This window comes from Sphingobium sp. WCS2017Hpa-17 (assembly GCF_031843765.1).
Classification (GTDB): Bacteria; Pseudomonadota; Alphaproteobacteria; order Sphingomonadales; family Sphingomonadaceae; genus Sphingobium.
This window is the reverse complement of the sequence record NZ_JAVTIV010000005.1, coordinates 21,444-47,429: the sequence shown is the minus strand read 5'-3', so window position 1 is coordinate 47,429 and position 25,986 is coordinate 21,444. Positions and strand designations below refer to the sequence as shown.

Genomic DNA, 25,986 nt, shown 5'->3' with positions numbered 1-25,986 from the left:
TAAGGAGATTTCGCTATGGCTATGAGCATGGGCTCCGATGAAGGTGAGCCGATGGTGGAAATGAACACGACGCCGTTGATCGACGTCATGCTCGTTCTCCTCATCATGTTCATCATCACCATCCCGATCCAGACCCACGCGGTGAAGATCGACCTGCCGCAGAACGCGCCGCCTACGGACAGCGTGATCGACCCGGTAAAGAACAAGGTCGCTATTGATCCGGCTGGTATCATCACCTGGAACGGTTCGCCGATCGACCTGCTGACCCTGCGTCAGTATTTGCAGCAGTCGCTGCGCTTGCCGGTCGAGCCGGAATTGCAGTTCCAGCCGAACGCTGCCACCCGTTACGTCGTCGTTGACGAGGTGCTGGCGGAGATCAAGCGTGCGGGCGTGACGAAGCTGGGCTTCGTTGGCAACGAGCAATATGGCAGCTTCTGATCGTTGACGTCCGGCAGCGCTTTTCCCGCGCAAGACTTCCCGGTTTTCGGGATGGCGGGTCGGACTTAAACATCGTAAGATTGCAGATATTCAAGGGTCGCCTTCGGGCGGCCCTTTTTTTGTGCCTTTGCCGTCAGAAAAGCGGCGGGCTGCGCGGCAACCGGCTCGACCTTAACCCTTTGCTTACCTCGCTCGCGGACAATGGCGCGACGACAGAGCGGTATTGATATGGGCGCGGAACGACAGACAGAATATGATCGGAAGGGCCGGGTGGCGGAACGCCGCCATGTCCAGATCGGGGTCAAGGTGCGGCGACCGGGTGAAACCTGGTTTACCAGCCGCATCACCGACGTGTCCGTCACCGGCTTCCGCTTGCAAAGCTTCATGAAGCTGACTGTGGGCGCGGATCTATGGATCATGCTGCCGGGATTTGAGGGGCGCCGTGCGCGTGTGCTCTGGACCCGAGGCCCGGAAGCCGGATGCGCCTTCGAGCGACCGCTGCATCCAGCGATTCTGGATCATATCGTGCGATTGAACCTTAGCGCCGCTGCGCGCTGAGCCATCCGTGCCACCGTGTCAGGCGGCGGCTACATGCTGGAACTGGAGGCTGGCAAGACGGGCGTAGAGGCCGTCCTGGGCCACCAGCGTCGTATGGGTGCCCTGTTCCACGATGCGGCCTTCATCCATCACCAATATGCGGTCCGCCGCCCGGACTGTCGCCAGCCTATGAGCGATGACGATCGTGGTGCGTCCCTGCATCAGTCGTCCCAGCGCATCCTGCACCAACCGTTCGGATTCCGCATCAAGGGCAGAGGTGGCTTCGTCCAGCAGCAGGATCGGTGCGTCGCGCAGCAAGGCACGGGCGATCGACAGGCGCTGACGCTGCCCACCGGACAGGCGGGCGCCGCCTTCGCCCAGATGGCTGTCCAGTCCCTGCGGCAAGGCTCGCAGGAAGGCTTCGGCGTTGGCAGCGCGGGCGGCATCCCAGATTTGCTCGTCTGTAGCGTCCCATCGGCCATAGCGCAGATTGTCGCGGGCTGATGCGGCAAAGATCACGCTGTCCTGCGGCACCATCGCCATCATCGCGCGCAACGCGGCGGGATCGGCGTCGGGCAGGGCGACGCCGTTCAGGCGCACCGTGCCAGTAGAGGGATCGTAGAAACGCAGCGCCAACTGGATCAGCGTCGATTTGCCGGCGCCCGAAGGGCCGACCACGGCCACCGTCTCACCCGGCGCCACCGCGAAGGACACGCCATGGAGGGCGGCCTGATCGGGGCGGGTGGGATAATGGAAGTGCACATCCTCAAAGGCCAGCCGCGCGCCCTGATCGGTGACGGACAGCATGGTGGGATGGATCGGCGGCACGATATCCGGTTCTGCCGTCATCAATTCGTGCAGACGGCTGGCTGCACCGGCCCCGCGCAACAGGTCGCCCCAGCTTTCCGACAGCGACCCGAACGCGCCGGCAACCAGCCCTCCGGTCAGCACGAAGGCAGCGATGCTGCCCCCGGACAGGCGACCGGCCGCAACGTCGAGCGCGCCCTGCCACATGACGGCGGTGATGGACCCGAACACCAGTCCGATCACCACCGCCGTCATCAATGCCCGCAGCGCGATGCGCTTGCGCGCGGTACCAAAGCCATTTTCCACCGTCGCGTCGAAGCGGGCGGCTTCGCGCTTCTCCTGTCCAAACGCCTGGACGATCTTCATCGCGCCCAGCACTTCACTGGTGACGCTGCCGATGTCGGCCAGCCGGTCCTGACTGGCGCGGGACAGGCCCCGCACCCGGCGACCAAGGCCGATCAGCACCAGCAGGATAACCGGGATGCCCAGCAGCAGAAGTGCGGCCAGTTTCGGTGCGAGAGCGAAAAGATAGATCAGCCCGCCAAGGCCGGTGACGAGGTTGCGCAGTGCGACAGAGACGGTGGAGCCGACCACCTGTTCGACAATGGCGGTGTCGGCGGTCATGCGCGACGCGATCTCGGACGGGCGGTTGTCCTCAAAGAAGCGCGGTGCCTGACGCAACAGATTGGCCTGGGTGGCGCTGCGGATATCGGCGATGACCCGTTCGCCCAGCCAGGACACGAAATAGAAGCGCAGGGCGGTCGCCAATGCCAGGACGACCACGATCATCAGCAGATATTCGAACCAGCGGCTGATATCGCCGCCACCCATGAATCCACGATCAATGACGAGGCGGAAGCCGCTTGGGATGCCCAATGTCGCTGCCGAGGAAACGATCAGCGCCAGCAGCGCGCCGGCGATCCGGCCGGGATAGCGGCGGGCAAAGTGCCACAGCATCGCCAGGCTGCCAAGGTCGGGACGCGCGTCGGCGCGGGCTGCGGGTTGTGGGGCATCCTCCATGGATGCCGCGCTTAGCATCAGCCCTGGATCGCCTCAATGGGCCGATCAGCTATCCTGCGCAATCTCCCCTGCCAATTGCATCACGCGGCGGGCGTCGGCCTGGCCCGTCAGCGCATAGGCCATACTGCCCGCTTCCCAATAGGCGACGGTATCGCCCTGCCGCCGAGCCATCAGCGGCGTGGCTTCCGCCGGTGTCTCCGCCCGGTCGGCGAAGAAGGAGAGTTCTTCGCCCTGCGGGGTCACGATCGCCATGGCGATGGCCGGGCTGTCGGATGTGGGGAAAAGCTGAACGTCGGTGACCCGCCAGCCGACCGGCAGGGTGGGCAGGACGATGCCGGTCGACTGCTCGATTTCCTGTGGGTTGAGCGTCGCGCTTTCGACCTGTGATGCCATGCCCTGCCGCAGCAGGCCGGCCCGGCGCGAGGCGGCGGCTTCGTCCAGAAAGCTGCTCGCCTGTGCGCTCTGCGGAAATTCGCCCAGTTCGCCGCGCGCGATCCAGCCGGTGGCGATCAGGGCGGCGATGGCGGCGGCGCGACCCATATGGCGCCAGCTACGGCCGGCATCATTGTCGTTGGCGACCGGCAGGCTTGTGTCGCGGCGGCGGCCGATCAGTGTACCCTTGGTCCCGTCCTTCATCAGGCGGAAGTCGATATGCGGCCAACGTTTGCGCCAGCGCCGCGCGACCAGCCGCTCGCCGGGACGGGCGGCATCGTCCAGCAGCACCACGCCATTGGGGGACAGGCGAGCAAACAGGCTGTCGGCCGCGCCGCGCACCAGCGGATGCACGCTCCAGGGCGGTCCGTCGATGATGATGAGGTCGATTCGTTCGGGCAATTGGTCCAGCGCATACCAGCGGCCCGGCCAGTCAGCGCTTTCATGGGTCAGCGGCGCATGACGAATATCGACGTCCAGCGCATGGTCGGCCAGCCATTGACGGGTCGCATCGACGAAACCGCCATGCTGGTCGAAACTATGCAGCCGGCCGCCGCCATGGATTTGCAGCGCACGCGCCGCGATCAGGGAGGAGGCGCCGGCGCCCAGTTCCACCACATGGGCGGGCCGCAGCCGCGCGATTTCGCGTACGATATGGCGCAGGAAGCCGACATCAGCCTTCCAACTGCCCAGATGGGGCAGGGCGTCATGGGCAAGGCCAAGTTCATCGAGCAGGGCGCGCTTGTCCGCTGGTCGCCCGCCCGACAGGCTGGCGAGCAGCCAGGGCCAGCCGATTGCGCCAAAGGTGAGGCGCCAGGCCATGTCGGACAGGCGGCGCGGCAGCGCGCTGCTGTCGGGCAGCGTCTCACTGAGGGGCAGGAGGCCGGTAAGATCGCGGGATGTCACGGGAAAGGCAGTTCCTTATGTAAAGGCAAGGCTATGGCGCCCCTTGTGTTTCACGCATATGACGCAGCTTCACATGGTCAATGACTGACGCAGGGAACGCCGATGACCCGTATAATTTCCGCGACCGTCGAACGTTGGCCGGTCGCGGGTGCCTTCGTCATCAGTCGCGGCGCCAAGACCCATGTCGATGTGATCGTCTGCACCGTGGGCGACGGCGTGCATGAAGGGCGGGGCGAGGGTACCGCCATTTATTATGAGGGCGAGAGCGCAGAGGGCTGCGTTGCGGCGCTCCATGCCTATGCCGGACCGCTGGAACGGGAGGCGCTGCTGACGCATATGCCGCGCGGCGCGGCACGCAATGCGCTGGATTGCGCATTGTGGGATCTGGAGGCGAAGCAAAAGGGCGTGCCGGTTTGGCAACTGGCCGGGCTGGCGGCGCCCGCGCCGTTGCCGACCGCCTTCACCATCAGTCTGGGCGATCCGGCGAAGATGGAGGCGGATGCGCGCGCGGCGGCGGCACGCGGCTTCGCGCTGTTGAAATGCAAGTTGACCGGCGAGGGCGACCGGGCCCGCATCGCCGCCGTGAGGGCTGGTGCGCCGGCGGCCCGACTGATCGTGGACGCCAATGAAAGCTGGCACGCCATGGATATTGCAGCCGAAGCGGCGGCATTGGCGGCGCTGGGCGTGGAAATGGTCGAGCAACCGGTGATCCATGGGCAGGAAGAGCGGCTGGCCGGGGTCGATGCCATACTGCCGCTGTGCGCCGACGAAAGCTGTCACACGCGCGCCGATCTTGATCGGCTGGGGGATTTCGATGCGGTCAATATCAAGCTGGACAAGGCCGGAGGGCTGACCGAGGCTCTGGCGCTGACGAAGGAGGCCCGCGCGCGGGGATTTCGCATTATGGTCGGCTGCATGCTGGGGACGTCGCTGGGGATCGCGCCCGCCGCGCTGGTGGCGCAGGGGGCGGACTGGATCGACCTGGACGGCGCGCTGCTGCTGGAGGAGGATCGGGCGGGTGGCCTGCCGCTGCGAGACGGGCTGTTGCAGCCCGGCCTGCTGTGGGGCGCGGGTCAGTAACCCAGGGTGAGGCCGATCGCATAATATTTGGGGCCGACATTGGCCTTGGCCCGCAGCTTGGGGATGATCGGCATGGCCAGCATCGCATAGGGACGGGTATTGTCGCCGCTGAAACGCACACCCGCGCCGATCGTGGCCGACAGCGGAATGGTATAGGCCGCCTCGACCCGGCCATAAAGCTTTGTGTCGCCATCGCGTATATAGACGCCCGCGCCCGGCGTCAGGCTGAAACCGGCCATGTTGAGCGCATAGCCTGCACCCAGTTCCGTCCCCCAATGACCGTCGGCGCGGCCATAATTGGCTTCCGCGCCCAGCCCTTCGGCAGATGCGGCGGTAGGCAGGGCTGCGGCGGCGATCGCGGCGGCGGTCAGGGTGCGGGTGAGATGCTTCATGGCATCAGCGGCTAGGGCGGCAGGGCGTGGTCGACAAGGCAAGGCGGGACGAGGCGAGTCGGGCCTGCGGCGGGACGGTGAGAAGGTGCTGCTTTCGCTCGCCCGAAGGATGGAGGGATTGATGGCCATGTCCGCCCATCATCAGGTCTGGTGCTGCGTCGTTATGGATCAGAAGCGGGCACAAGCCCCGTTTGGGCAAAGATGCCACGCTTCCGTTCAGCAAGACCCTTCGACAAGCGCAGAGCGAACGGAATTATTTGGCAGGCGGCTCGCCCCACAACCCTCCGCGCCATTCCAGCGTGCGCTGTAGCACAGTGGATATCGACGGGAGGGCGAGGCAGACCTTATTTCGCGCCGGGTTTCCGCGTCGCCTGCGCCTGAGCAATCGTCGCGCCGGGCGTGCTGGCGAGGCGCGAGATGGTCTTCAAAGCATAATCGAGCTGGAAGTCCTCCACGCCCTTCTTCTTCAGCTCCTCAGCCGACATAGCAAAGCGCGGATCGTCCTTCGTGTCCTCCTCCAGCGCCTTGTCGTCGGTCTTGATCTCGTTGATCAGGTGGCGGCGCAGGTCGCTTTCACGGAATTTGGGCCGGTTCTTGTAATCGGGATCGGATAGTTGCGGCACGCGGATATCGGGCTGGATGCCGCCTTCCTGCACGCTGCGGCCCGATGGCGTATAATAGCGCGCGGTCGTCAGCTTCAGCGCGGTTGTGCTGCTGAGCGGCAGCATGGTCTGTACGCTACCCTTGCCAAAGCTGCGTTCGCCCATCACCAGCGCACGATGCTGATCCTGCAAGGCGCCGGCCACGATTTCGGAGGCTGATGCCGAGCCTGCATCGACCAGCACGATCACCGGCAGGCCCTTCGCATCGTCGCCCGGCTTGGCATAATAGCGTTCCACATCGCCCTTGGCCCGGCCCCGCTGCGACACGATTTCCCCGCGCTCCAGGAAGGTGTCGCTGACGCTGACGGCTTCATCCAGCAGGCCGCCGGGGTTGGAGCGCAGATCGAGAATATAACCGGTGGGCTTGTGGCCCAGGCTCTTGTCGATGCTGCGGATCGCCTGGCGCACGTCCGCCCCGGTATTGGCCGAGAAGCTGACGATGTTGATGACGCCGATATTATTCTTCACTTCCCATTTGACGGGCTTCAGTTGAATGATCTCGCGCGTCAGGGTCAGTTCGATCGGCTTGTCGCGTCCGGCGCGAACCAGCGTCAGCTTCAGGCTGGTGCCCGGCGCGCCGCGCATTTTGTCCACGGCTTCGTCCAGCGTGCCGCCATAGATGAGCTGGCCGTCGATATGGGTAATATAGTCGCCGGCCTTGATGCCCGCGCGCCAGGCCGGGGTATCCTGCGTCGGGGCGATCACCTTGACCGCGCCATCCTCCTGCGTGACCGACAGGCCAAGGCCGCCATAGCTGCCCTCGGTCTGGGTGCGCAGATTTTGGAAATCGCGCGCGTCGAGGAAGCTGCTGTGAGGATCGAGGCTGGCCAGCATGCCGTCGATCGCGCCCTTGATCAGCTTCTCGTCGTCGACCTTCTCGACATAGTCGCTGCGGACCTTCTGGAACACATCCATGAATTCATCGAGTGCCTTGTAGCTCGATGCTTCTCCATCGGCGAGCGCCGCGGTGGTAGCCGGAATGAGCGCAAGCGCCCCGAGCGCAACCGCGCCCTGGAGAAAAGTGGATTTCATGGCTGTCCTAGGAGTGTGCATCAATAGCCCGATATACGCCGATTCGCATGCCAACGCAAAAGCGCGCTTCGATGGAGTGTCGCCCCGTCTCGATGAGCGGCAGGTTAATGGGATTGCAGCAAGGGTGCGGCCAGTGACCTGAACGCTTCTGGCGTGGCGGCAAGGTGCGCGAGGGTCTTTGTTCGTTCCGCCTCGCCCATCCTGGCGAGCTTGGACCGGCCCTGCTCGAAGATCGAATGATTGGTCGCCGGCGCGCCATGGATGAAGCGCTGGGTGATTTGCAGCAGCATGTGCGTGGGAGCGAGCATTGCCACGAGTTCGGGATCTACCCCGGCAGGCTGATAGGTATAGACGACCTCGCGGAAGGCATAAGACATGGCTTCGGCCAGATTGGTGCCGAAACTGTCGCCAAAGATCAGCAGCTTGCCCCCGATTGGCGCCACCGGGTTGCGATAGATACGGACGCAGCCATGATTGTGGATGCCGTTGTCGAAGACCAGCCGGTCCGACATTTTCTCATTGAAGCACAGTTCGAAGTTCGAACTGGGCGGATGGAGTTTGAGGCCGAGGTCGCCGATCTTCTGCTTGACGGTGAAGGCCTGAGGCATGCCATCAATGGGCAATTCCCAGCGCTTGAGCACAGTCTGCGCGGCGACCATGGCACCAAAGTCGGTCCAGTGCGTGTCCGTTTCCGCGAAGCTGAGCGTCCGGGCATTCCACAGTTCCCAGCGGGGCATGATGACCGGTTCATCCTTGAACCGCTTCAGGAAGTCGTCGAACATCGTCCCGGATGCGCGGGGAAAGGGATAATAGTCCCGCAATATCTCTTCCTTAGCAGGCGCGACCAGCAGGCTGATGCGATGCAGGCCGAAGTCCGACTTCCATCCGGGAAAGCGCGAGAAAAGATCGGTCCAGCTGCGCACGCTGACATCGCCGAGCGCGCCGGGCCGGGTGAACTGGGCGACGCTGTCGTTGGTGTCGTGGCTGAGGAACAACTGCCCCATGCGGCCGAGCAGGGTCTGTGCGCCCGTGGCCGGAATGTCCGGGCTGGGACCGCCGCGCTTGACCATGCCCGTCAGGGAAAGCCGTTGCCGTTCCTGGTCGGCCACCTCCCAGCGGCAGATGACATCGCGCCCCTGCTCCTGCCGCACGGTCATGCAGACATGGAATACGCCCTTGCGCGCCGGCACGTCCACGACGAAGCCCGGCGCGGCGATGCAACTGGCCAGCACGTCGCTGCCATGCCGGATGGTGACGGCCACGCCATTGCCAGCATTGGCGACATGGCCGGAAAAGACCAGCCGGTCATCACCGACGGCCAGCGGTTGTGCGATCCACACCCGGCCCAGCTGGTCCGGTCCCTGCAATCCGTTCAAGCTGATCGCCCAATCCGCATCGGCGGCGGCGTCCATCTGCTTTGCCTCTTCCATCATCGTCTTGAAATAGTTCCAAACTTGCTATGCTGTCAGGATTGTCACGCTATGGGTAATCGCATCAGCGCTCAACGATAAACATCGTTCCTGCCTTTACCCCAGTCCCACCAGTGGCACGATATCCACAGGCCGGCCGTTGCGGCGCAGTTCGACGGTGATGTTGGGGCGTTCGGGGCCGGTGATGCCGACGGGGTCGCCCTGCCGCACGCTGTCGCCGACCTGTGCGGTGACGCGGTGGAGTCCGGTTATGAGCGTGGTCCAGCCCTGCCCATGGTCGATGATGAGGATCTGGCCATAGTCGCGATAGGGGCCGGCAAAGGCGATGCGGCCCGCCGTGGGGGCGATCGCCTGCGCGCCGGGTTGCGTCACCAGAGTGAGGCCGCGCGAGCGGACGCCGCCGTCATTGACTTCACCCATGCCGGTGATGAGCTGACCGATGACCGGCAGGCGATAAGGGGGCGGGCCGCCGGCGGATGTCTCTCGGTCCGGAGCGGGGGCGGCGGCCTGATCGGGGCGGGCGGGGCGGAGCAGCGGGCCGGACAGGACGGCGAGCCGATCGCGCAGGTCGCCCGCTTCCTCCAGCCGGTCCATCAGGTCGACGATATCGCGGGCGCGCTCGCCCAGCGCCAGCGCGCGTTCGCTCTCCAGTCCCGCATTGGCGCGATAGTCGCGGGCGGCGACGCGCTTTTGCGCTTCGAGGGCAGCCAGGGCGGTCTGACGGTCCTTGCGGTCGGTCTGCGCCTGCGTCAGCGCGTCGGCGGCCTGTTGCGCGGTGGCGCGCAGGGCGCGGCTCTTGTCTAGTTCCTGTCGCAGGCCGGCGGTGCGCTGTTCAATGACCGGCAGCACCTGCCCCAGCACCGCGCGCATATGGACGGCGTCGGCGACGGACCCTGGCTGCACCAGTGCCAGCGTCAGCGGACGGCGGGCCATCATCTGGAGCGCGGCGGTCAGGCGGACGACGGGTTCTTGCTTCGCGGCGAGGCGGGCGGCCTGGGCGCGTTGCAGCCGGTTGATGATGGCGATGCGGGCCTGGGCTGCCTGAATATTCGCCTCCGCCTGCTGGATGCGGGCGGCGAGCGCGGCGGCGCGGCGGCGGGCCTGTTCGGCTTCGTCGCGGGCGGCGCCGGCCTGTTGTTCGAGGCGCGCGGAGCGGTCGCGGGCTTCGTCCGACTGGCGGCGGGCGTTTTTGAGCGCCTGCTGTTCCTGCGCCAGCGTGGTGCCGGCGGTGCCGGACAGGATGATGGCACTGTCGTCGGCGGCGGGCAGGCGCGTGGCGGCGAGGGCCAACAGGCCCGCCAGTCCGCCAGCGATGAGGAGATTGCGCTTCACCCGATGCCCTGCCCTGTATCGGTCCTGACTAGGCGGAAAGCGGGCGGCTTTCCAGCGGCGAACGATGTTTGCCGCTCTTTCTTTTATTGGTCGCACTCTGCGAGTCGTCGGCTGTGCCAGCCGACTTCAGAATGCTTCAGCCTTCGCGATGATAGGGATGATTGGCGAGGATCGAGCAGGCGCGCCAGAGCTGTTCGGCCAGCATCGCGCGGGCGATCATATGCGGCCAGGTCATCGCGCCGAAGGCGATCAGCAGGTCGGCATTGGCCCGGTCGGCATCATCGAAGCCGTCCGCCGCACCGATCAGGAAGCGGCATTCGCGGGTGCCCGCATCGCGCCAGCCCTCGATCCGGCGGGCGAAGTCCATGGAGCCGAGTTGCTTGCCCTTTTCGTCCAGCATGACCGTGACGGTGCCGGGGCCGACGGGGGGCAGCTTGCCACCCCGGTCGGGCATTTCGGTGATCTTGTGCGGCATGGTCAGCCGCTTGAAGTAGCGATCGACCAGTTCGGCCTCCGGCGAGCGCCCGATCTTGCCGCGCGCGATGATGTGGAGGAGCAAACCCTACTCCGTTCATGCTGAGTAGGGGCGCAGCCCCGTATCGAAGCATCCGCGCAATCCTTCGATACGCCGCTTCGACTTCACCTCCGGTGAAGTTTACCCTGAGCGCCTGCTGCAAGCAGGCAGTCGAAAGGCTCAGCAGCTACTCAGGACGAACGGACGGATAGCTTCAGGCGTTGCCTGCGACCGGCGCGTCGACGAAACCCCACATCCGTTCCAGATTGTAGAAGCTGCGCACTTCCGGCTTGAACAGGTGGACGATCACGTCGCCGGCGTCGATCAATACCCAGTCGGCGACCGGAAGCCCTTCGACACGGGCGGAGCGGCCGGTTTCCTTCTTGATCCGTTCGGCAAGATGCTGAGCGATCGCTGCGACCTGACGCGACGAACGGCCGCTGGCGATCACCATATAATCGGCGATGCTGCTTTTGCCTTCCAAGGGAATCGAGATGGTTTCCTGCGCCTGGTCGTCGTCGAGCGACTGCATGACGAGGGCATGGAGGGCGGCCACGGAATCGGCGGCGAAAGCCGGATCGTTGGCAGGGGCGAGGTTAGACAATGAAACTCCAATCTAGATGACGTACCGACGCGTGAGCGGATCGCGCACACACGTTGCTTCATATTCGCGATGCCAGAGGGGGTCCGCCTGCCGCAGCAGGGTCGCCGATCTTGGATCAGGGCGAAAGCGCAATAGCACGAGCGCCGGTGGTCTCCAATTCGTCCAGTCTGCACTCTGGCGCGCGGACCGGACGAAGCGCCGCAGCCAGCTCATGGCCACAGAGCCACGGGCACCCCTATCATAGCCCGGACGGGCGATAACGGCAATGGGCATTTGCCGGGCGATACCGCGCCAGTCGCGCCATTGGCCAAATTGCGCCAGATTATCGGCGCCCATCAGCCAGATGAAGCGGTTACGCGGGTAGCGCAGGGTCAGCGCACGGAGCGTATCGACGGTGTAGCGGGTGCGCAGATGCCTTTCGATCGCGGTGGCGCGAATCGGGGCACGGCGGGCGACCTTGCGGGCATAAGCGAGGCGCGCAGGCAGCGGAGCCATGCCCTTTGCGGGTTTGAGGGGATTGCCGGGGGAGACGAGCCACCAGATTTCGTCGAGGTCGAGGGCTTCTCTGGCGAAAAGGGATATGCCGCGATGGCCATCATGCGCCGGATTGAAGGAGCCGCCGAGCAGGCCGATCTTTTTCATGGGCCTGCCATGCCAGCGCGGGGGCGGGGCGGCAATGGGGAGCGACGAAAAGCGGTCCGGTCAATGATGGGAGGCGCGTTTCCATTGGCGCCGGTAGGGAATGCGGTCCAGCTTTTCCATCAGGTCGGCAAAGGGACCGTCCATGATGGGAGCAGCTTTGCGCGGGGGTGCGATCTTTTCCGTCCTGTCTTCATGCCGCCGCAATGGGCGGCGGAACAATATGGCCTTCCACATGACACTCTCCGACCCGCGACTGCGCTGATCTGCGTCGCTTCTGCATAAGATACGCGGGGCGGGGAGGCTTGTTCCTGCTTTATTTACTCGGCGGTCGGCAGCGCCTTGGCTTCGTCCGCCTGCGCGTCGCGGGCGAGGACGTCGAGCGGCTCCATCGCCTCGATCTCCTTGCCGCCGGTTTCGATGTCGAGGTCACGGAACTTGCGGCCGGTGGAGAGGACGCGGCTTTCGAAGCTGCCGATGAAGCTGTTGTAATTGGAAACGGCGCTGTTGAGGCCGGAACCGAGGCGCTTCAAATGGGTCGCGGCGACGGACAGGCGTTCATATAGCTCCTTGCCCAACTGGCCGACCTGCTGCGCCTGTTCCTGCATCTTGGCCTGACGCCAATGACCCGCCAGCGTGCGGGCGAGGGGGAGGAAGGTGGCGGGACCGCAGATGATGACGCGATTCTTGGCCGCGCGTTCCCACAGGTCCATGTCGGCTTCCAGCGCGGCGGTGACGAAATTGTCGCCGGGGACATACATGATGACGAAGTCGGGCGCCTTGTCGAACTGTTCCCAATAGGCCTTGCGCCCCAGCGCGTCGGCATGGGTGCGCATGGCGCGGGCATGGTCGAGCATATGCGCGTCGCGCAGCGCCGGATCGACCTGATCGACGGCGTTCAGATAGGCGACCAGCGAGCATTTGACGTCGACCACCATCTGCTGGTCGCCGGGCAGGTTGATGACGAAGTCGGGGCGCATCCGGCCGTCTTCGACCGCGACCGAAACCTCTTCCTTGAAATCGACGAAGGGAGAGAGGCCGGCGGTTTCGATGAGGTTCTTGAACTGTTGTTCGCCCCAGCGGCCGCGCGTCTTGGGCGCGGCGCGCAGGGCGTTGACCAGCTTGGCGGTTTCCTCACGCACCTGACCTTGGCCCAGATGGACCTGCTGCACCGCTTCGCGCAACTCGGCATAGCTGCCGACCCGGTCCTTCTCGACGCGGGCAAGGCCCTCCTCATAGCGTTTGAGGGTGGTTTCGACCGGGTTGAGCAGGGTCTTTAACTGCGCCTCGCTCTTCTCGTTGGCCTGGGCGAAGCGCTGGTCGGCGCGGGTCAGGAACTGGGTCTGGGCCTGATCCAGCAGCTTGCCGCCAATCTCGCTGAACTGGGCGGACAGTTGTTCCTTGGCATCCTTGAGCGCGGCGATCTGCTGCTCGAAGGCCTGGGTGCGGGCCTGCGTATCCGACTTGAGCGCGGCCAGTTCGCGCAGCGCCGCTTCACGGTCGGCCTGGATAGAGTCGATCCGCTGGGCGGCGGCGGCTTGCAGGGCTTCATGCTTTTGCGTGGCGGCGATCTGCATGACGTCGAGCCGCTGGTCGGCGGCCTGCTGGGCGGATTCGAGCCGGGCGATCTGGGTCGCGGCCTGATGGACGCGCTCCTGCTCGACCGCCAGTTCGGCGATCGCGCCGTTGCGCTGGCTGGCGGCAAGGTCCAGCTTGGCGGCGAGATCGGCCTTTTCGGCGGCCAGCGGCGCCAGCGCCTTCTCCCGGAGCAGCCAGCCGACGGCGAGGCCGATCAACAGGGCGATGGCGATCAGAAGGGCGGCCAGGCTGTCCATTGCATATCCTTGTCTGGAACGAAACGAGAACCTAGCGGGCGGAGGCGGAGGCCGCAAGTGAGACAGCGAGTTGGACAAGTGAATCGTACTGATAAATTCGATAGTTAGCTAACTATTGATAGGAATCATGCCGCCTGCGCGTTCGGTGCCGCGAAGCGCGCGCGATAGTCGCCCGGCGACAGGCCGACGAGGCGGTGGAACAGCTTTCGGAAGGCGGCGGCATCCTCATAGCCCACGCTCCAAGCGATCTGGTCGATACTGCGCTTGGTGAATTCCAGATGCTCGCGGGCGCGGGCAATGCGCAGATGCTGGACATATTCGATCGGCGTCATCGCGGTCGCGGCCTTGAAGCGGCGCTGGAAGGTGCGTTCCTCCAGGGCCGCCTGCGCCGCCATCTCGCCGACGCTGACGGGTTTGGCTTCACGGGCGGCGAGCCAGTGCTGGACCTTCAAAATCCCTTCGTCGCCGTGGGTCAGGCGCGGCATGAAGCGAGCGAAATGCTTCTGTTCGCGCCCGGCGGTGTCGACCAGCAGGAATTTGGCGGTGTCGAGCATCACCGTGGGGCCAAGCAGACGGTCGACCAGCCGCAGGCCAAGGTCGGTCCAGGCCATCAGCCCGCCGGCGGTGATGATGTCGCCATCGTCGATGACGATGCGGTCGCAATCCAGCTTCACGGCCGGGAAGCGGGTACGGAACGCTTCGGCGAACCACCAGTGGGTCGTGGCGGGGCGACCGTCGAGCAGACCGGTGGCGGCGAGCAGGAAGGCGCCGCCGCAATTGGAGGCAAGGGTGGCGCCCTGTGCATGGCGATCGAGCAGCCAGCTTGCATAGGGTGCGGCCTCCTGCGCATCCGGCACGCCGGTCAGGCGGCCGGGGATAAGCCAGATGTCGGGCGTGCCGGGCAGGCCATCATGCGTGTCGTGGCAGCGGGCGAAGCCACCGCCGGCCTGCATATGCCAATGGCTGACGCGCACGAGCGGGCCGCCATGCTGGCGCGAAAATTGCCCGGCGATGGCGAGCAGGTCGGTCATGCCATGGACCATCGCCTGCTGGCAGTCGCGATAGAGGAGGATGCCGATTTCGGCCCGTGGAGGCTGGGTAGCGGTCATGATCGCGCCTTTGTCGGAATCGGCCCGCTTAATGTCGGAACCGCCAATCCCGATCCTCTGCTTTTCTCCCTACTTCTGCAAGCACAGGGCGTGAGGACGCCCTTCACGAGACAGAAGGGACTTTCATCATGAGCAATTTCATCAACACCAAGGACGGCACCCGCATCTTCTACAAGGATTGGGGGCCGCGCGATGGCCAGCCGATCGTCTTTTCCCATGGCTGGCCGCTGAGCGCCGATGCCTGGGACGCGCAGATGGTGTTTTTCGCCCAACGCGGCTTCCGCACCATCGCCCATGACCGCCGCAGCCATGGTCGGTCGGATCAGGTGTGGGACGATAACAATATGGACCAATATGCCGACGATCTGGCCGAACTGATCGCGGCGCTTGACCTGAAGGATGTGGTGCTGGTGGGCCATTCGACCGGGGGTGGCGAAGTCACCCGCTATGTCGGCCGCCATGGTACGGCGCGGGTCGCCAAGCTGGCGCTGATCGGGGCCGTGCCGCCGCTGATGCTGAAGACCGAGGCCAATCCGGGTGGGCTGCCAATCGAAGTGTTCGACGGCATCCGCAAGGGGACGTTCGACAATCGCAGCCAGTTTTTCCGCGATCTGACCATCCCTTTTTACGGATATAACCGCGACGGGGTGGTGATTTCGGAAGGAATCAGGGACGAGTTCTGGCGGCAGGGGATGATGGGCGGGCTGAAGGGGCAGCTCGATTCGATCCGCGCCTTTTCGGAAAGCGATTTCCATGCGGACCTGGCCAAGGTCGATGTGCCCACGCTGGTCCTGCATGGCGATGACGACCAGATCGTGCCGATCGGTGCGTCCGCCTTTTCGACCGTCAAGGTCGTTACGGATGCGGTGCTGATCGTATATGAAGGGGCGGACCATGGGTTGACGGTCACGCATCAGGATCGGTTCAACGCCGACCTTCTCGATTTCATCAACGGCTGAAAAACGAAGCACCTGCCTCCGTTCGTGCTGAGCCTGTCGAAGCACACATGCGCCCTTCGACAGGCTCAGCACGAACGGAGGTCGAGATTTGATCGAAGGAGATTGAACATGACCAATGAAACCATTCTCATCACCGGCGCGTCAGACGGCATCGGCGCGGTCTATGCCGATCGTTTTGCGAAGCGTGGCGCCAATCTGATCCTCGTTGCCCGGCGGGCGGAGAAGCTGGAGGCGCTGGCCACAGAGTTGCGCAGTACCGGGGTCGGCGTCGAGGTGATCGCGGCCGATCTGTCTAAGGCGGACGACCTTGCCCGGATCGAGGCGCGGTTGCGCGATGATGACGCCATTACCGGCCTGATCAACAATGCCGGGATCGCCGGCGAGCAGAGTTTCACCGAGACGGACCCGGCCTATCTGACCGGCCTGATCGACCTCAATATATTGGCGGTGACGCGGCTGTCGCGGGCGGTGGCGCCGCGTTTCACCGCGAAAGGGGCGGGGACGCTGATCAACATCACGTCGGTCACGGCGCTGATGCCCGATGGCTTCACGGCGGTCTATCCGGCGAGCAAGGCCTATGTACTGGCCTTTACCGAGGCGTTGCAGGTCGAACTGGGTGGCAAGGGCGTGAAGGTGCAGGCGGTGCTGCCGGGCATTACCCGCACCGCCATCTGGACCGAAGAGCAGATCGCCAGCATCCCTGATGCGATGGTGATGGATGTCGAGGTGATGGTCGACGCCGCGCTGGCCGGGCTGGACATGGGGGAGGCGATCACCATTCCGGCGCTGCCGGAGCGGGGCGACCTCGACGCCTATCTCGCCGCGCGGGCGGCGTTGCGGCCCAACCTGTCGCGCAAGGATGCGGCGGAGCGCTATCGGGTTTGAACCAATTTTCCAATAGCACCGTTCGGCTCAGGGCGAACGGAATTGAGAGAGCATTCCAAGGAGATATATCATGATCCTCGGTCTTTCCATTCCCGCTTTCATCGCGCTGCATGTCGCGATCAGTCTGGTCGGCATCGTCGCGGGGCTTGTTGCCCTGCCGGCGCTGGCAAAGGGGCATTTCCTGCCGCGGACGCAGGCGATCTTCCTTGTCACCACCCTGCTCACCAGCCTGACCGGCTTTCTCTTTCCGTTCCGGGGCTTCACGCCGGCGATCGGGGTGGGGATCGTCTCGACGCTGGTGCTGATCGTCGCTTTTGTGGCGCTCTATGGCCTGAAGCTGCGGGGTTGGGCGCGGGGCGTTTACGCGGTGAGCGCGACGGCGGCGCTGTGGATGAACCTGTTCGTGCTGGTTGTGCAGGGTTTTCTGAAGGTGCCGGCGCTCAACCTGCTGGCGCCGACCGGGAGCGAGCCGCCCTTCCTCGCCGCGCAGGGCCTGCTGCTGATCGTGATGCTGATCCTGGGCGCGGCGATCCTGCGTCAGCCCAGCGTCACGCGGAAGGCGGCCAGCCGTTCGATCGCCTGATCCAGCGTCGCGTCGCTCTTGGCGAAGCAGAGGCGGACCAGATGGGTGGCAGGATCGGCGGGATAGAAGGCGGAGAGGGGGATGGCGGCCACCCCCGCTTCGTCGATGATGCGTTCGCAGAAGCCGACGTCATCCAGCGCGATGCCCGACGCCGGCAGGTCGACCGAAAGGAACCAGGTCGCGCCGCTGGGCAGGACGGCATAGCCGGCCTTCTCCAGCCCGGCGGCCAGCCGGTCGCGCGACGCCTGATAGGCGGCGCGCTGGTCGTTCAGCCACTTTTCGGGCCAGCCCAGCCCCTCCGCCACCGCCCATTGCAGATTGGGCGGGGTGGTGAAGGTCAGGAACTGGTGCGCGCGAGCGAGGAGGGTGGCGAGTGGCGGGGCGGCGCACATCCAGCCGACCTTCCAGCCGGTGACGGAGAAGATCTTGCCCGCTGAGCCGATCTTGACCGTGCGGTCGCGCATGCCGGGCAGGCCGATCAGCGGCTGGTGCGGCTGGCCGTCATAGACCGTCTCCTCCCATACCTCGTCGCAGATGGCGATCAGGTCGTGCGCGACGCACAGGTCGGCGAGCAGCGCCAGTTCTTGCGGCCGCATGACGATGCCGGTCGGATTGATCGGATTGTTGATCAGCAGGATACGGGTGCGCGGGGTGATGGCTGCCGCCAGTGCTTCGCGGGTGATGCGCCAGTCGGGTGGGGTCAGCGTGACGATTTTCGGGATGCCGCCGGCGCGTTTGACGAGTGGCAGATAGGCGTCGTAGAGCGGGGCGAGCATCAGCACCTCGTCGCCCGGCCGGACCAGTGCGAGCAGGCTGGCGCTCAGCGCCTCGGTCGCGCCGGAGGTGACGATAATCTCCTGCGGGGTCAGGTCGAGCTGCTGGTGGCGGGCATAATGGGCAGCGATGGCCGTGCGTAGTTCGATCAGGCCCGGCATCGGCGGATATTGGCTGGACCGGTTCAGCAGCGCGTCGGCGGCGGCTTGCAGCACGTCATGCGGGCCGGGGCCTTCGGGGAAGCCCTGCCCCAGATTGATCGCGCCCGTCTCCCGCGCGCGGGCAGACATTTTCTCGAAGATGGTGGTTGGCATGTCCCGATAGACGGGGTGGCCGAGGGAGCGCGCGTCGGTCATGCGACGGGATGTTCCCGATGGCGGGACATGGGTCAAGCGAGGATGGTTTATAAGCGGGGCGGCCCTTCATTTATGGCATTGAAGCCGACGATCAGGAACGGACCTTGATTCTCCCCTCCCTCGAAAGGGAGGGGCTTGTATCGTGTTGCCACCCCTTTTCCCATTCATGCGACGGCGGGATACGGGACGGCCTGGCCCTTATCCTTCCGTCTTGTCCTTTTCCGGGAGAATCCGCTCCACGATCACCGGGGCGACGGGCGCCGGATCGACGGCGCTCTTGACCAGCGTGTCGAGGCTGGAGCCGTCAAGACCGAGTTCCTTCATCAGCCCGTCGATCACCGGGGCCTGCGCGCGGTAGCGGAGCGCAGCGGAGACGGCGGCGCTGGCGAGATTCTGGTCGTTGCCGCCGACGCTTGCCAGCCCGTCCGTACCGGAAGTTCCGCCTCCGGTCAGGCCATCGACCTGCACGATCTTGATCGAGTCGATCGATTCCATGGGCTTGGCCGCCTCGCGGATCAGGTCGGGCAGGACTTTGAGCAGCGCCAGTTTGGTCTGGAGCGACATCTGGTCGGACGACAGCAGGTTCGCGGCTTCGTTGACGGCGCGCTGGCCGGCGGCTTCCACCTCGAAGCGGACGCGGTCGGCCTCGGCGCGCAGCTTGGCGGCTTCGGCTTCACCTTCTGCGGCGACGCGCAGCGCTTCGGCGCGGTCGGCGGCGACCTGCTTCTCGGCCTCCGCCTCGACCCGGATCGAGATGGCGGCGCGCTCGGCTTCGCGGGAGGCGTCGATCAGTTCGATCCGCTTGGCGCGTTCGGCGATCTCGGTGGCGCGGCTGGTCTGGACCTGTTCCTCGGCAGCGACCGCCTTGGCGCGGGCTTCGTCGGCCTGCGCCTTAGCCTGGCTTTCCTCGCGGCTCTTGTTCTGGACCGCGATCTGCTGTTCCTGCCGGGCGAGTTCGAGCGACTGGGCCTGCTGGATCTTCGCCTGCTGCACGGCGCGATCCGCCTCGATCTGCTGGCTGTCGACCAGCTTCTTCGCTTCGATCTTGGCCTGTTCCGCCTCCTGCTGGCGCAGCGATTGTTCGCGGGCGACTTCCGCCGATTGCACGGCGCGGCGCATCTCGACCTCGCGCTCCTGCTCCAGACGGGCAAATTCGGTGTCGCGCGCGATCAGCATCGACTGGCGCTCGGCCTCCAGATTCTTCGTCTCGATCTGGACGCGGGTATCCTGCTCGATGTCGTTTCTTGTCTTCTTCCTCAACTCGATCTGCTCGGTCAGCTTGGTCAGACCTTCGGCGTCGAAAGCGTTATTGGCGTTGAAATGCTCGATCGAGGTCTGGTCGAGGCCGGTGAGCGAGACGCTTTCCAGCTCCAGACCGTTCATCGCGAGATCGACCGAGGACACCTGCTGCACCTTCTGCACGAAGTCGCCGCGCTGTTCGTGCAACTGGTTCATGGTCATGCCGGCCGCGACCGAGCGCAGCGCGTCGACAAACTTGCCCTCGACCAGTTCCTTGAGCGCCTCCGGGTTCATGGTGCGCATGCCCAGCGTCTGCGCGGCGGTGGCGATCGACTGGGCGTCGGGACGGACGCGGACGTAGAATTCGGCCTTCACGTCGATGCGCAGCCGGTCGAGCGTGATCAGCGCGTCGCTATTCTTGCGCTCCACGGCAAGGCGGACGGTGTTCATGTTGACCGGCATCGTCTCATGGAAGATCGGCAGCACCAGCGCGCCGCCGTTCATCACCACCTTTTCCCCGCCAAAGCCGGTGCGGACGAAGCCGATTTCCTTCGATGCCCGTTTGTAGAGACGGGCGATCACGATCCCCAGCACGATCAGGACCAGCAGGCCGCTGCCCGCGATCATCGCATAGGGAAGGATGGAAAAACCTTGCTGGACGGCAGGCAGGGTCATGTCTGTCTCCTGAACTTAGAGGTGGGGCAGATAATGATCGCCATGCGAAATGGCGCGGAAGATATGATCGTCGCGGCGGACGAGCAGGATGGCTTCGCCTTCTTCCAGCGCCTGGCCCGCATTGTCGGGCTCGACCATGACATAATGGGCCTGGCCATGATGATCCTCGACACGGGCGCGGGCGGGGGAGCCGCTGGTGGCGCGGCCGGTGACGATGCGGGCATGGCTGCCGACCAGATGGTCGAGCGGGATGGCGGTGGTGTGGTCCTGCGGCAGGAGCGGCGCGACGATGCGGGCGGCAAGCCCCGTGGCTGGCAGGGCGGCGACGCCGGCGGCGGGGACGGCGATCCAGGGGGTGATCATGCCGCCCCACAGGTCATGCGCCGCCTGTTGGCCCAGCAGGCCGATGATCGCGAAAAGGGTAAGGAAGAGGGCGACCAGCGCCAGCAGGGGGAGGCGGCCAAGGCCGAGCCAGCCGAGCAGGTCGGCGTCACTATCGAGATCCAGATCGGCGTCACCGGCAAAGCCCAATGCCTGCACGGCGCCGATCAGCAGCATCAGCAGAAGCGCCGACACGAAGACGATATTTTCCGGGGCGAAAAGAAAGGCCTCCACTCCCTAACCTCCTGATTCGCCATCAATGCTAGACGACGAATGGAGGCCGGGACAGGATAAAGCGACTCGACTGTGTTATTTTACTGCATCACCAGATCGCGGCTGATGTAGACATTCGCCACCCGGCCATTCTTCATGGCGCAGGTGAAGCGGCGACTGGCGCCGTCACTGGCGCGATAGCTGGTGCGGCTTTCGACATAGCCGTCGATATTATAGCCGTCCGCCGTGACGATCGGCGTTTCCATGTGGCGGACTTCGGCATAGCCGCCATGTTCCTGCTCGGCTTCGTCGCGGGCGGCAACGGCGCAGGCGTCGGTCATGGCGTCGTCGGGGCCGCTCGTACCCGCCACGTCGGAGAAATCGGCGTCGTTGCGCGGGCGTGGGTCATTGCGGATGTCGGTGCCATAGTCGGTGCCGGTGCGGGGCGGGGGTGCGTCATATTCGCCGCCGGTGTTAGGATCGCGGACCTTCTTGTCCTTGTTCATGGAATTGGCGACGATGGCGACCGCGCCGATGATGGCGGCGACGCCGATCGCATCGCCCACGCCGAATCCGTTGCCGCGGCGGTGATGCCGGTCCCAGCCACCATGACCCCAGCCATTGCCGTAGCCGCCGCCATAACCCCCACCATAACCCCCACCATAACCATAGCGCGGGCGTGCCTCGGCCGCGCTGACGCTGCCCAGCAGCAGCCCTGCGCCAACCAGCGCACCTGTCATCCAGCGGGTCTTGGGTCCGATCTTCATGCTACGCCTCCTGCGATGAAGAGAGCCATAGCTGCGATCGGCTGTCCAGAGGGTGAACGGGCGATAGCCTTGTCGTTGCGATGAAGCGGGATTAGCCTGTCATCATGTCCGACGACGCGATATTGATCCATGCGCGCATCCATATGCTGGCAACCGCAGAAGGAGGACGAAGCACGCCTTTGATCGGTGGCGTGCCCTATCGTCCTAACCATCATTTCTGTGATGCCGGAGACGATCGCATGTGCATGGGAGCCATCGATCTGGCAGAGGATGAGAGCCTTGCGCCCGGCGGAACGATTGAACGGGATATTCTGATGCGGATATGGCCGGAACTGAAGGGCTCTATCCAGCCGGGGCAGGAATGGGCCATTCGGGAAGGTGCGAAACTTGTCGGGCATGGAATGGTGATTGCGGTACTGGAATCCGGGTGAACGGGTCTATTCCGGCTTTGCCTTGATCTTCAGCCCGGTAAAATACGCCGCGAAGCTGTAGCTGTCGGCATATTCCTCGATCAGCTTGTCGACCGGCTTGCCGGAGCCATGGCCGGCGCGACTTTCGACGCGGAGCAGGCGGGGGCGGGCGCCGAGGTCGGCGGCCTGAAGCGCGGCGGCATATTTGAAGCTGTGGGCGGGGACGACCCGGTCGTCGGTGTCGGCGGTGGAGACGAGGATGGCGGGATACTCCTTGCCGCCCAGGATATTGTGATAGGGCGAATAGCCGTAGAGCAGCGGGAAATCCTGCGCGCTTTCGGGCGATCCATAGTCGTCGACCCAGTAGCGGCCGGCGGTGAAACGGTCGAAGCGCAGCATGTCCATCACGCCCACGGCCGGGAGCGCGGCGGCGAACAGGTCGGGGCGCTGGTTCACCACGGCGCCGACCAGCAGGCCGCCGTTGGAGCGTCCTTCAATCGCGAGGCCATCGGGCGTGGTGAAGCCATTGGCCTTCAGATATTCCGCCGCCGCGATGAAATCGTCGAACACATTTTGCTTGTTCGCGCCGCGACCGGCCTCATGCCAGGCCTTGCCATATTCGCCGCCGCCGCGAAGATTGGCGATGGCATAGACGCCGCCCTGTTCCAGCCAGGCCATGCGCGTGGCCGAATAGCCGGGCGTGAGGCTGATGTTGAAGCCGCCATAGCCGTAGAGGATGGTCGGCGCGGCGATCGCCCGGTCGGCCAGCGTCTTGCGCCGGATGACCGTCATCGGGATCAGCGTGCCGTCTTTGGACGGGTAGAGCCGCTGTTCGACGCCGAAATCCTCCGGGTTGAAGGGCAGGTCGGGCTGGGCGAACAATTCGCTCTTCAGGCTGGTCGTGTCGAAGCGATAGATGCTGGCCGGGGTGACGAAGCCGGAGAAGCTGAAAAAGGTTTCGGGATCGCCCTCCCGCCCGCCAAAGCCGGCCGCCGTGCCCATGCCGGGGAGCGGCACGTCCGTCACCTTGCGCCCGTCCAGTTCGACCAGTTCGGCGACGGTCTGCGCGTCGCTCATATAAGCGAGAATCATGCGGTTGCCGACCAGCGAGCCGCCGGCCAGCGTTTCGGGCCTTTCGCGCACGACCTCCTTGGGACGGCTGCGGGGCTTGGCAGCGTCCAGCGTCACGACGCGCATATGGGCGGCATGATCGTCGGTCAGGAAATAGAGGCTGGTGCCCCGGCTGCCGATCAGGCGCCAGTCATGGGCCGGCCCCTTGATCAGCAGGCGCGGCTTGACCGGACCGCCGGTGAGTTCGGCGACATGGAGTTCGCGGCGCGGATCTATGCCCTGAAAGCTGCTGATGAGCAGCCAGCGGCCGTCGCTCGTCACCTGCGCCTGATGGCTGAGCGCGGGGCGGTCGGGCGTGTCGTAGATCAGCTGGTCCTGGGCCTGATCGGTGCCGACGCGGTGATAATAGAGCTGCTGGTTCTGGTTCGCCGATTGATAGGCCTCGCCATCCTGCGGCGCAGCGAAGCGGGAGTAGAAGAAACCTTCCGCCCGGCCATCCCAGGCGATTTGCGAGAATTTGACCCATTCGACCCGGTCGTCCAGCGACTTGCCGCTGTCGACGTCGATCAGTTGGAGCGTGCGCCAGTCGCTGCCGGCCTCCTGCACCGCATAAGCGAGGGTGCGGCCATCGGGGGAGGGCACCCATTCGGCGAGTGCGCTGGCGCCGTCCTTCGCCCAGCCATTGGGGTCGAGCAGCAGGCGCTGTGGGCCGGCCAGCCCTTCGCGGACATAGAGCGGGGTCTGGTTCTCCAGCCCCTTGTTATAGCCGTAGAAATAGCGGCCGCCGGCCTTGCGCGGGACGGTGAAGCGGCCATGCGACAGTAGTGCCTGTATCCGCCCCTTGAGCGCTTCGCGGCCCGGCAGTTCGTCCAGATAGCGGCGGGTCAGGCTGTTTTCCTGATCGACCCAGTTGCGCACGGCAGGATCGGCGCGCAGGTCGTTTTCCAGCCAGCGATAGGGGTCGGCGACCTTTACGCCGAAATGATCCTCGACCAGGTCCAGCCTCTTGGCGATCGGATAGCGCAGGGTCGCATCGCCCGCGTCGATGGCGGCGCCCTCCGGCCCGGCAAGGGCAGGCGTGGCCGCCAGCAGCAGCGGCAGGATCAGGGCAGCGGCGCGCATCCTCTTCCGATCAACTCTTTTCAAAACGGCACCGGGTCAAAACGACAACAGGCCGTGGCTCCCCTAGAGAGCCACGGCCTGTTGGTAAAGCATTAGTCTTTTCCGCATTCTGCGGGTCGTCGGCTGTTCCAGCCGACTTCAGAATGCTCCGGTCCTGTCAGTCAGGACCGGTCAGATCAGGCTTCTTCCAGCTCGTCGCTGCTGAAGACCGGACCGCTGTCCTGGCCCTTGGCATCGACGTCGCGGTCGACCAGCTCGATGATCGCGATCGGCGCCGCGTCCGAAGCGCGGAAACCGGCCTTGATCACGCGGGTGTAACCACCGTTGCGGTCCTTGTAACGCTCGGCCAGAACGTCGAACAGCTTGGTCAGCTGCGCGTCGTCCTTCAGGCGTGCGTCGGCCAGACGACGGTTGGACAGGCCACCCTTCTTGGCGAGGGTGATCAGCTTTTCGACGTAGGGACGCAGTTCCTTGGCCTTGGCAGTGCCGGTCAGGATCTGCTCATGCTTGATCAGCGAGGCGGCGAGGTTGCGAAGCAGGGCGGTACGATGACCGGTGCTGCGCTGAAGCTTACGATGACCAACTTTATGACGCATGTGTCTTTCCTTCGTTCGTTAAGGGACCGTGTGAGGTATCCCAGACCAGGCGGTGTTTGAGGGGACCGCCCACATAACCCCATCAAGGAACCGGGCCGGAACATCTGTCCCGGCCCCGTACCTTTTAACCGAGCAGCTCCTGTTCGAGCTTCTTGGCCATTTCCTCGATATTCTCCGGCGGCCAGCCGGGGATGTCCATGCCCAGGCGCAGGCCCATGGACGACAGCACTTCCTTGATTTCGTTCAGCGACTTGCGGCCGAAATTGGGGGTGCGCAGCATCTCGGCTTCGGTCTTCTGGACCAGATCGCCGATATAGATGATGTTGTCGTTCTTGAGGCAGTTGGCCGAGCGGACCGACAGTTCCAGTTCGTCCACCTTCTTGAGAAGATAGCGGTTGATCTGGTTCGTGTCGCTTTCGCCTTCCGAAGCCGCAGCGGCGGTGTGACCCGCAGCAGGAGCGGCGGCAGGCAGCGCGTCTTCGAAGTGGACGAACAGCTGGAGCTGGTCCTGAAGGATGCGGGCGGCATAGGCCACTGCATCTTCCGGCGTCACGGTGCCGTCGGTTTCGAGCGTCAGCGACAGCTTGTCATAGTCCAGTTCCTGGCCGACGCGGGTGTTATCCACCTTGTAGGCGACCTGGCGGACGGGCGAGTAGAGCGCGTCGATCGGGATAAGGCCGATGGGCGCATCTGCCGGACGGTTGGCGACGGCGGGGACATAGCCCTTGCCGACGTCAGCGGTCAGTTCCATGTTCAGGGTTGCGCCCTGATCGAGGTGGCAGATGACCAGATCCGGGTTCATCACTTCGATGTCGCCGACGACGCTGATGTCGCCAGCCTTGACCACGGCCGGGCCGGTGGCGGACAGCTGAAGACGCTTGGGGCCTTCGCCTTCCATGCGCAGCGCGACCTGCTTGATGTTCAGGACGATGTCGGTGACGTCTTCACGCACGCCGGCCAGCGACGAGAATTCGTGCAGGACGTTCTCGATCTTGATCGAGGTGACCGCCGCGCCCTGAAGCGAGGACAGAAGAACCCGACGCAGCGCGTTGCCGAGCGTCAGGCCGAAGCCGCGCTCCAGCGGTTCGGCAACGAAGGTCGCCTTGCGCTTGCCGTCACCCGACGCCTTGATCTCAAGGCTGCTGGGCTTCTTCAATTCCTGCCAGTTCTTCATGTTGACAGTCAT

Annotated in this window: 26 protein-coding genes; 7 read left to right on the top strand and 19 right to left on the bottom strand. The window is 64.8% G+C overall.

The window, feature by feature from the left end:
- Positions 1-15 precede the first annotated feature (15 nt).
- Together RQH62_RS10125 and RQH62_RS10120 are read left to right on the top strand one after the other, a co-directional pair.
- Entirely contained in the window at positions 16-438 is a 423-nt protein-coding gene (locus RQH62_RS10125; protein WP_184267686.1) for a biopolymer transporter ExbD, read from the top strand.
- Between the two features lie 228 nt (positions 439-666).
- The gene (locus RQH62_RS10120) at positions 667-996 is read left to right on the top strand and encodes a PilZ domain-containing protein (RefSeq protein WP_311268797.1); all 330 of its coding nucleotides are present in this window, start codon (positions 667-669) and stop codon (positions 994-996) included.
- Positions 997-1,014: 18 nt separating this feature from the next.
- Here RQH62_RS10120 and RQH62_RS10115 read toward each other — a convergent pair whose 3' ends face one another.
- Together RQH62_RS10115 and RQH62_RS10110 are read right to left on the bottom strand one after the other, a co-directional pair.
- The gene (locus RQH62_RS10115) at positions 1,015-2,802 is read right to left on the bottom strand and encodes an ABC transporter transmembrane domain-containing protein (RefSeq protein ID WP_311268637.1); all 1,788 of its coding nucleotides are present in this window, start codon (positions 2,800-2,802) and stop codon (positions 1,015-1,017) included.
- Positions 2,803-2,847: 45 nt separating this feature from the next.
- Positions 2,848-4,140 (bottom strand): class I SAM-dependent methyltransferase, encoded by a 1,293-nt coding sequence (locus RQH62_RS10110; RefSeq protein ID WP_311268636.1) that lies wholly within the window; start codon positions 4,138-4,140, stop codon positions 2,848-2,850.
- Between the two features lie 102 nt (positions 4,141-4,242).
- Between RQH62_RS10110 and dgcA the strand changes: the two genes are divergently transcribed.
- Entirely contained in the window at positions 4,243-5,220 is a 978-nt protein-coding gene (gene dgcA / locus RQH62_RS10105) for an N-acetyl-D-Glu racemase DgcA (RefSeq protein ID WP_311268635.1), read from the top strand.
- Here the strand turns inward: dgcA and RQH62_RS10100 are convergent.
- The 10 genes from RQH62_RS10100 to RQH62_RS10055 form a co-directional block, all read right to left on the bottom strand.
- On the bottom strand, positions 5,214-5,612 hold the full coding sequence (locus RQH62_RS10100; protein ID WP_311268634.1) for a hypothetical protein: 399 nt from the start codon (positions 5,610-5,612) through the stop codon (positions 5,214-5,216). The genes dgcA and RQH62_RS10100 overlap by 7 nt on opposite strands.
- 344 nt (positions 5,613-5,956) lie before the next feature.
- A complete protein-coding gene (locus RQH62_RS10095) occupies positions 5,957-7,306 on the bottom strand; it encodes a S41 family peptidase (RefSeq protein ID WP_311268633.1) in 1,350 nt (449 codons plus the stop codon).
- Between the two features lie 104 nt (positions 7,307-7,410).
- Positions 7,411-8,739 carry a hypothetical protein gene (locus tag RQH62_RS10090; protein WP_311268632.1) on the bottom strand — a complete coding sequence of 443 codons (1,329 nt, stop codon included), beginning with the start codon at positions 8,737-8,739 and terminating at the stop codon, positions 7,411-7,413.
- Positions 8,740-8,832: 93 nt separating this feature from the next.
- Positions 8,833-10,068 carry a peptidoglycan DD-metalloendopeptidase family protein gene (locus tag RQH62_RS10085; protein ID WP_311268631.1) on the bottom strand — a complete coding sequence of 412 codons (1,236 nt, stop codon included), beginning with the start codon at positions 10,066-10,068 and terminating at the stop codon, positions 8,833-8,835.
- Between the two features lie 136 nt (positions 10,069-10,204).
- Positions 10,205-10,627: a 23S rRNA (pseudouridine(1915)-N(3))-methyltransferase RlmH gene (locus RQH62_RS10080; RefSeq protein ID WP_311268630.1), complete on the bottom strand. Its 423-nt coding sequence runs from the start codon at positions 10,625-10,627 to the stop codon at positions 10,205-10,207.
- Positions 10,628-10,796: 169 nt separating this feature from the next.
- A complete protein-coding gene (rsfS, locus tag RQH62_RS10075) occupies positions 10,797-11,186 on the bottom strand; it encodes a ribosome silencing factor (RefSeq protein WP_120251026.1) in 390 nt (129 codons plus the stop codon).
- 12 nt (positions 11,187-11,198) lie between these two features.
- On the bottom strand, positions 11,199-11,828 hold the full coding sequence (locus RQH62_RS10070; protein WP_311268629.1) for a nicotinate-nucleotide adenylyltransferase: 630 nt from the start codon (positions 11,826-11,828) through the stop codon (positions 11,199-11,201).
- Between the two features lie 60 nt (positions 11,829-11,888).
- Positions 11,889-12,062: a hypothetical protein gene (locus tag RQH62_RS10065; RefSeq protein WP_311268628.1), complete on the bottom strand. Its 174-nt coding sequence runs from the start codon at positions 12,060-12,062 to the stop codon at positions 11,889-11,891.
- An 83-nt stretch (positions 12,063-12,145) separates the two neighbouring features.
- Positions 12,146-13,660, bottom strand: coding sequence for a DNA recombination protein RmuC (gene rmuC, locus RQH62_RS10060; protein WP_311268627.1), 1,515 nt, complete (start codon positions 13,658-13,660; stop codon positions 12,146-12,148).
- Between the two features lie 125 nt (positions 13,661-13,785).
- Complete coding sequence (locus RQH62_RS10055) at positions 13,786-14,769, bottom strand: GlxA family transcriptional regulator (RefSeq protein ID WP_311268626.1); 984 nt, start codon at positions 14,767-14,769, stop codon at positions 13,786-13,788.
- A 128-nt stretch (positions 14,770-14,897) separates the two neighbouring features.
- Here RQH62_RS10055 and RQH62_RS10050 point away from each other — a divergent pair, with 128 nt between their 5' ends.
- The 3 genes from RQH62_RS10050 (at position 14,898) to RQH62_RS10040 (ending at position 17,196) form a co-directional block, all read left to right on the top strand.
- Positions 14,898-15,728, top strand: a complete 831-nt coding sequence (locus tag RQH62_RS10050; RefSeq protein ID WP_311268625.1) for an alpha/beta hydrolase — start codon at positions 14,898-14,900, stop codon at positions 15,726-15,728.
- A 108-nt stretch (positions 15,729-15,836) separates the two neighbouring features.
- Complete coding sequence (locus tag RQH62_RS10045; RefSeq protein ID WP_311268624.1) at positions 15,837-16,613, top strand: SDR family oxidoreductase; 777 nt, start codon at positions 15,837-15,839, stop codon at positions 16,611-16,613.
- Positions 16,614-16,683: 70 nt separating this feature from the next.
- On the top strand, positions 16,684-17,196 hold the full coding sequence (locus RQH62_RS10040; RefSeq protein WP_311268623.1) for a hypothetical protein: 513 nt from the start codon (positions 16,684-16,686) through the stop codon (positions 17,194-17,196).
- Here RQH62_RS10040 and RQH62_RS10035 read toward each other — a convergent pair.
- The 4 genes from RQH62_RS10035 to RQH62_RS10020 all read right to left on the bottom strand — a co-directional run bounded on the left by RQH62_RS10035 (position 17,151) and on the right by RQH62_RS10020 (position 21,601).
- Positions 17,151-18,326: an aminotransferase gene (locus RQH62_RS10035; protein WP_311268622.1), complete on the bottom strand. Its 1,176-nt coding sequence runs from the start codon at positions 18,324-18,326 to the stop codon at positions 17,151-17,153. The two genes, RQH62_RS10040 and RQH62_RS10035, sit on opposite strands and share 46 nt — an antisense overlap.
- A gap of 198 nt (positions 18,327-18,524) precedes the next feature.
- A complete protein-coding gene (locus RQH62_RS10030; protein ID WP_311268621.1) occupies positions 18,525-20,240 on the bottom strand; it encodes a flotillin domain-containing protein in 1,716 nt (571 codons plus the stop codon).
- A gap of 15 nt (positions 20,241-20,255) precedes the next feature.
- Positions 20,256-20,855: an OB-fold-containig protein gene (locus RQH62_RS10025; RefSeq protein ID WP_311268620.1), complete on the bottom strand. Its 600-nt coding sequence runs from the start codon at positions 20,853-20,855 to the stop codon at positions 20,256-20,258.
- 80 nt (positions 20,856-20,935) lie between these two features.
- Positions 20,936-21,601 (bottom strand): hypothetical protein, encoded by a 666-nt coding sequence (locus RQH62_RS10020; protein ID WP_311268619.1) that lies wholly within the window; start codon positions 21,599-21,601, stop codon positions 20,936-20,938.
- Positions 21,602-21,705: 104 nt separating this feature from the next.
- On the opposite strand from RQH62_RS10020, the gene RQH62_RS10015 reads away from it, so the two are divergent.
- Positions 21,706-22,032: a hypothetical protein gene (locus RQH62_RS10015; protein ID WP_311268618.1), complete on the top strand. Its 327-nt coding sequence runs from the start codon at positions 21,706-21,708 to the stop codon at positions 22,030-22,032.
- A gap of 6 nt (positions 22,033-22,038) precedes the next feature.
- On the opposite strand, the gene RQH62_RS10010 is transcribed toward RQH62_RS10015, so the two are convergent.
- From RQH62_RS10010 to RQH62_RS10000, 3 genes are all read right to left on the bottom strand, one after another.
- Positions 22,039-24,204: a prolyl oligopeptidase family serine peptidase gene (locus tag RQH62_RS10010; protein WP_311268617.1), complete on the bottom strand. Its 2,166-nt coding sequence runs from the start codon at positions 24,202-24,204 to the stop codon at positions 22,039-22,041.
- Positions 24,205-24,380: 176 nt separating this feature from the next.
- Entirely contained in the window at positions 24,381-24,800 is a 420-nt protein-coding gene (rplQ, locus tag RQH62_RS10005) for a 50S ribosomal protein L17 (RefSeq protein WP_184269355.1), read from the bottom strand.
- A gap of 124 nt (positions 24,801-24,924) precedes the next feature.
- Positions 24,925-25,986: a DNA-directed RNA polymerase subunit alpha gene (locus RQH62_RS10000; RefSeq protein ID WP_311268616.1), complete on the bottom strand. Its 1,062-nt coding sequence runs from the start codon at positions 25,984-25,986 to the stop codon at positions 24,925-24,927.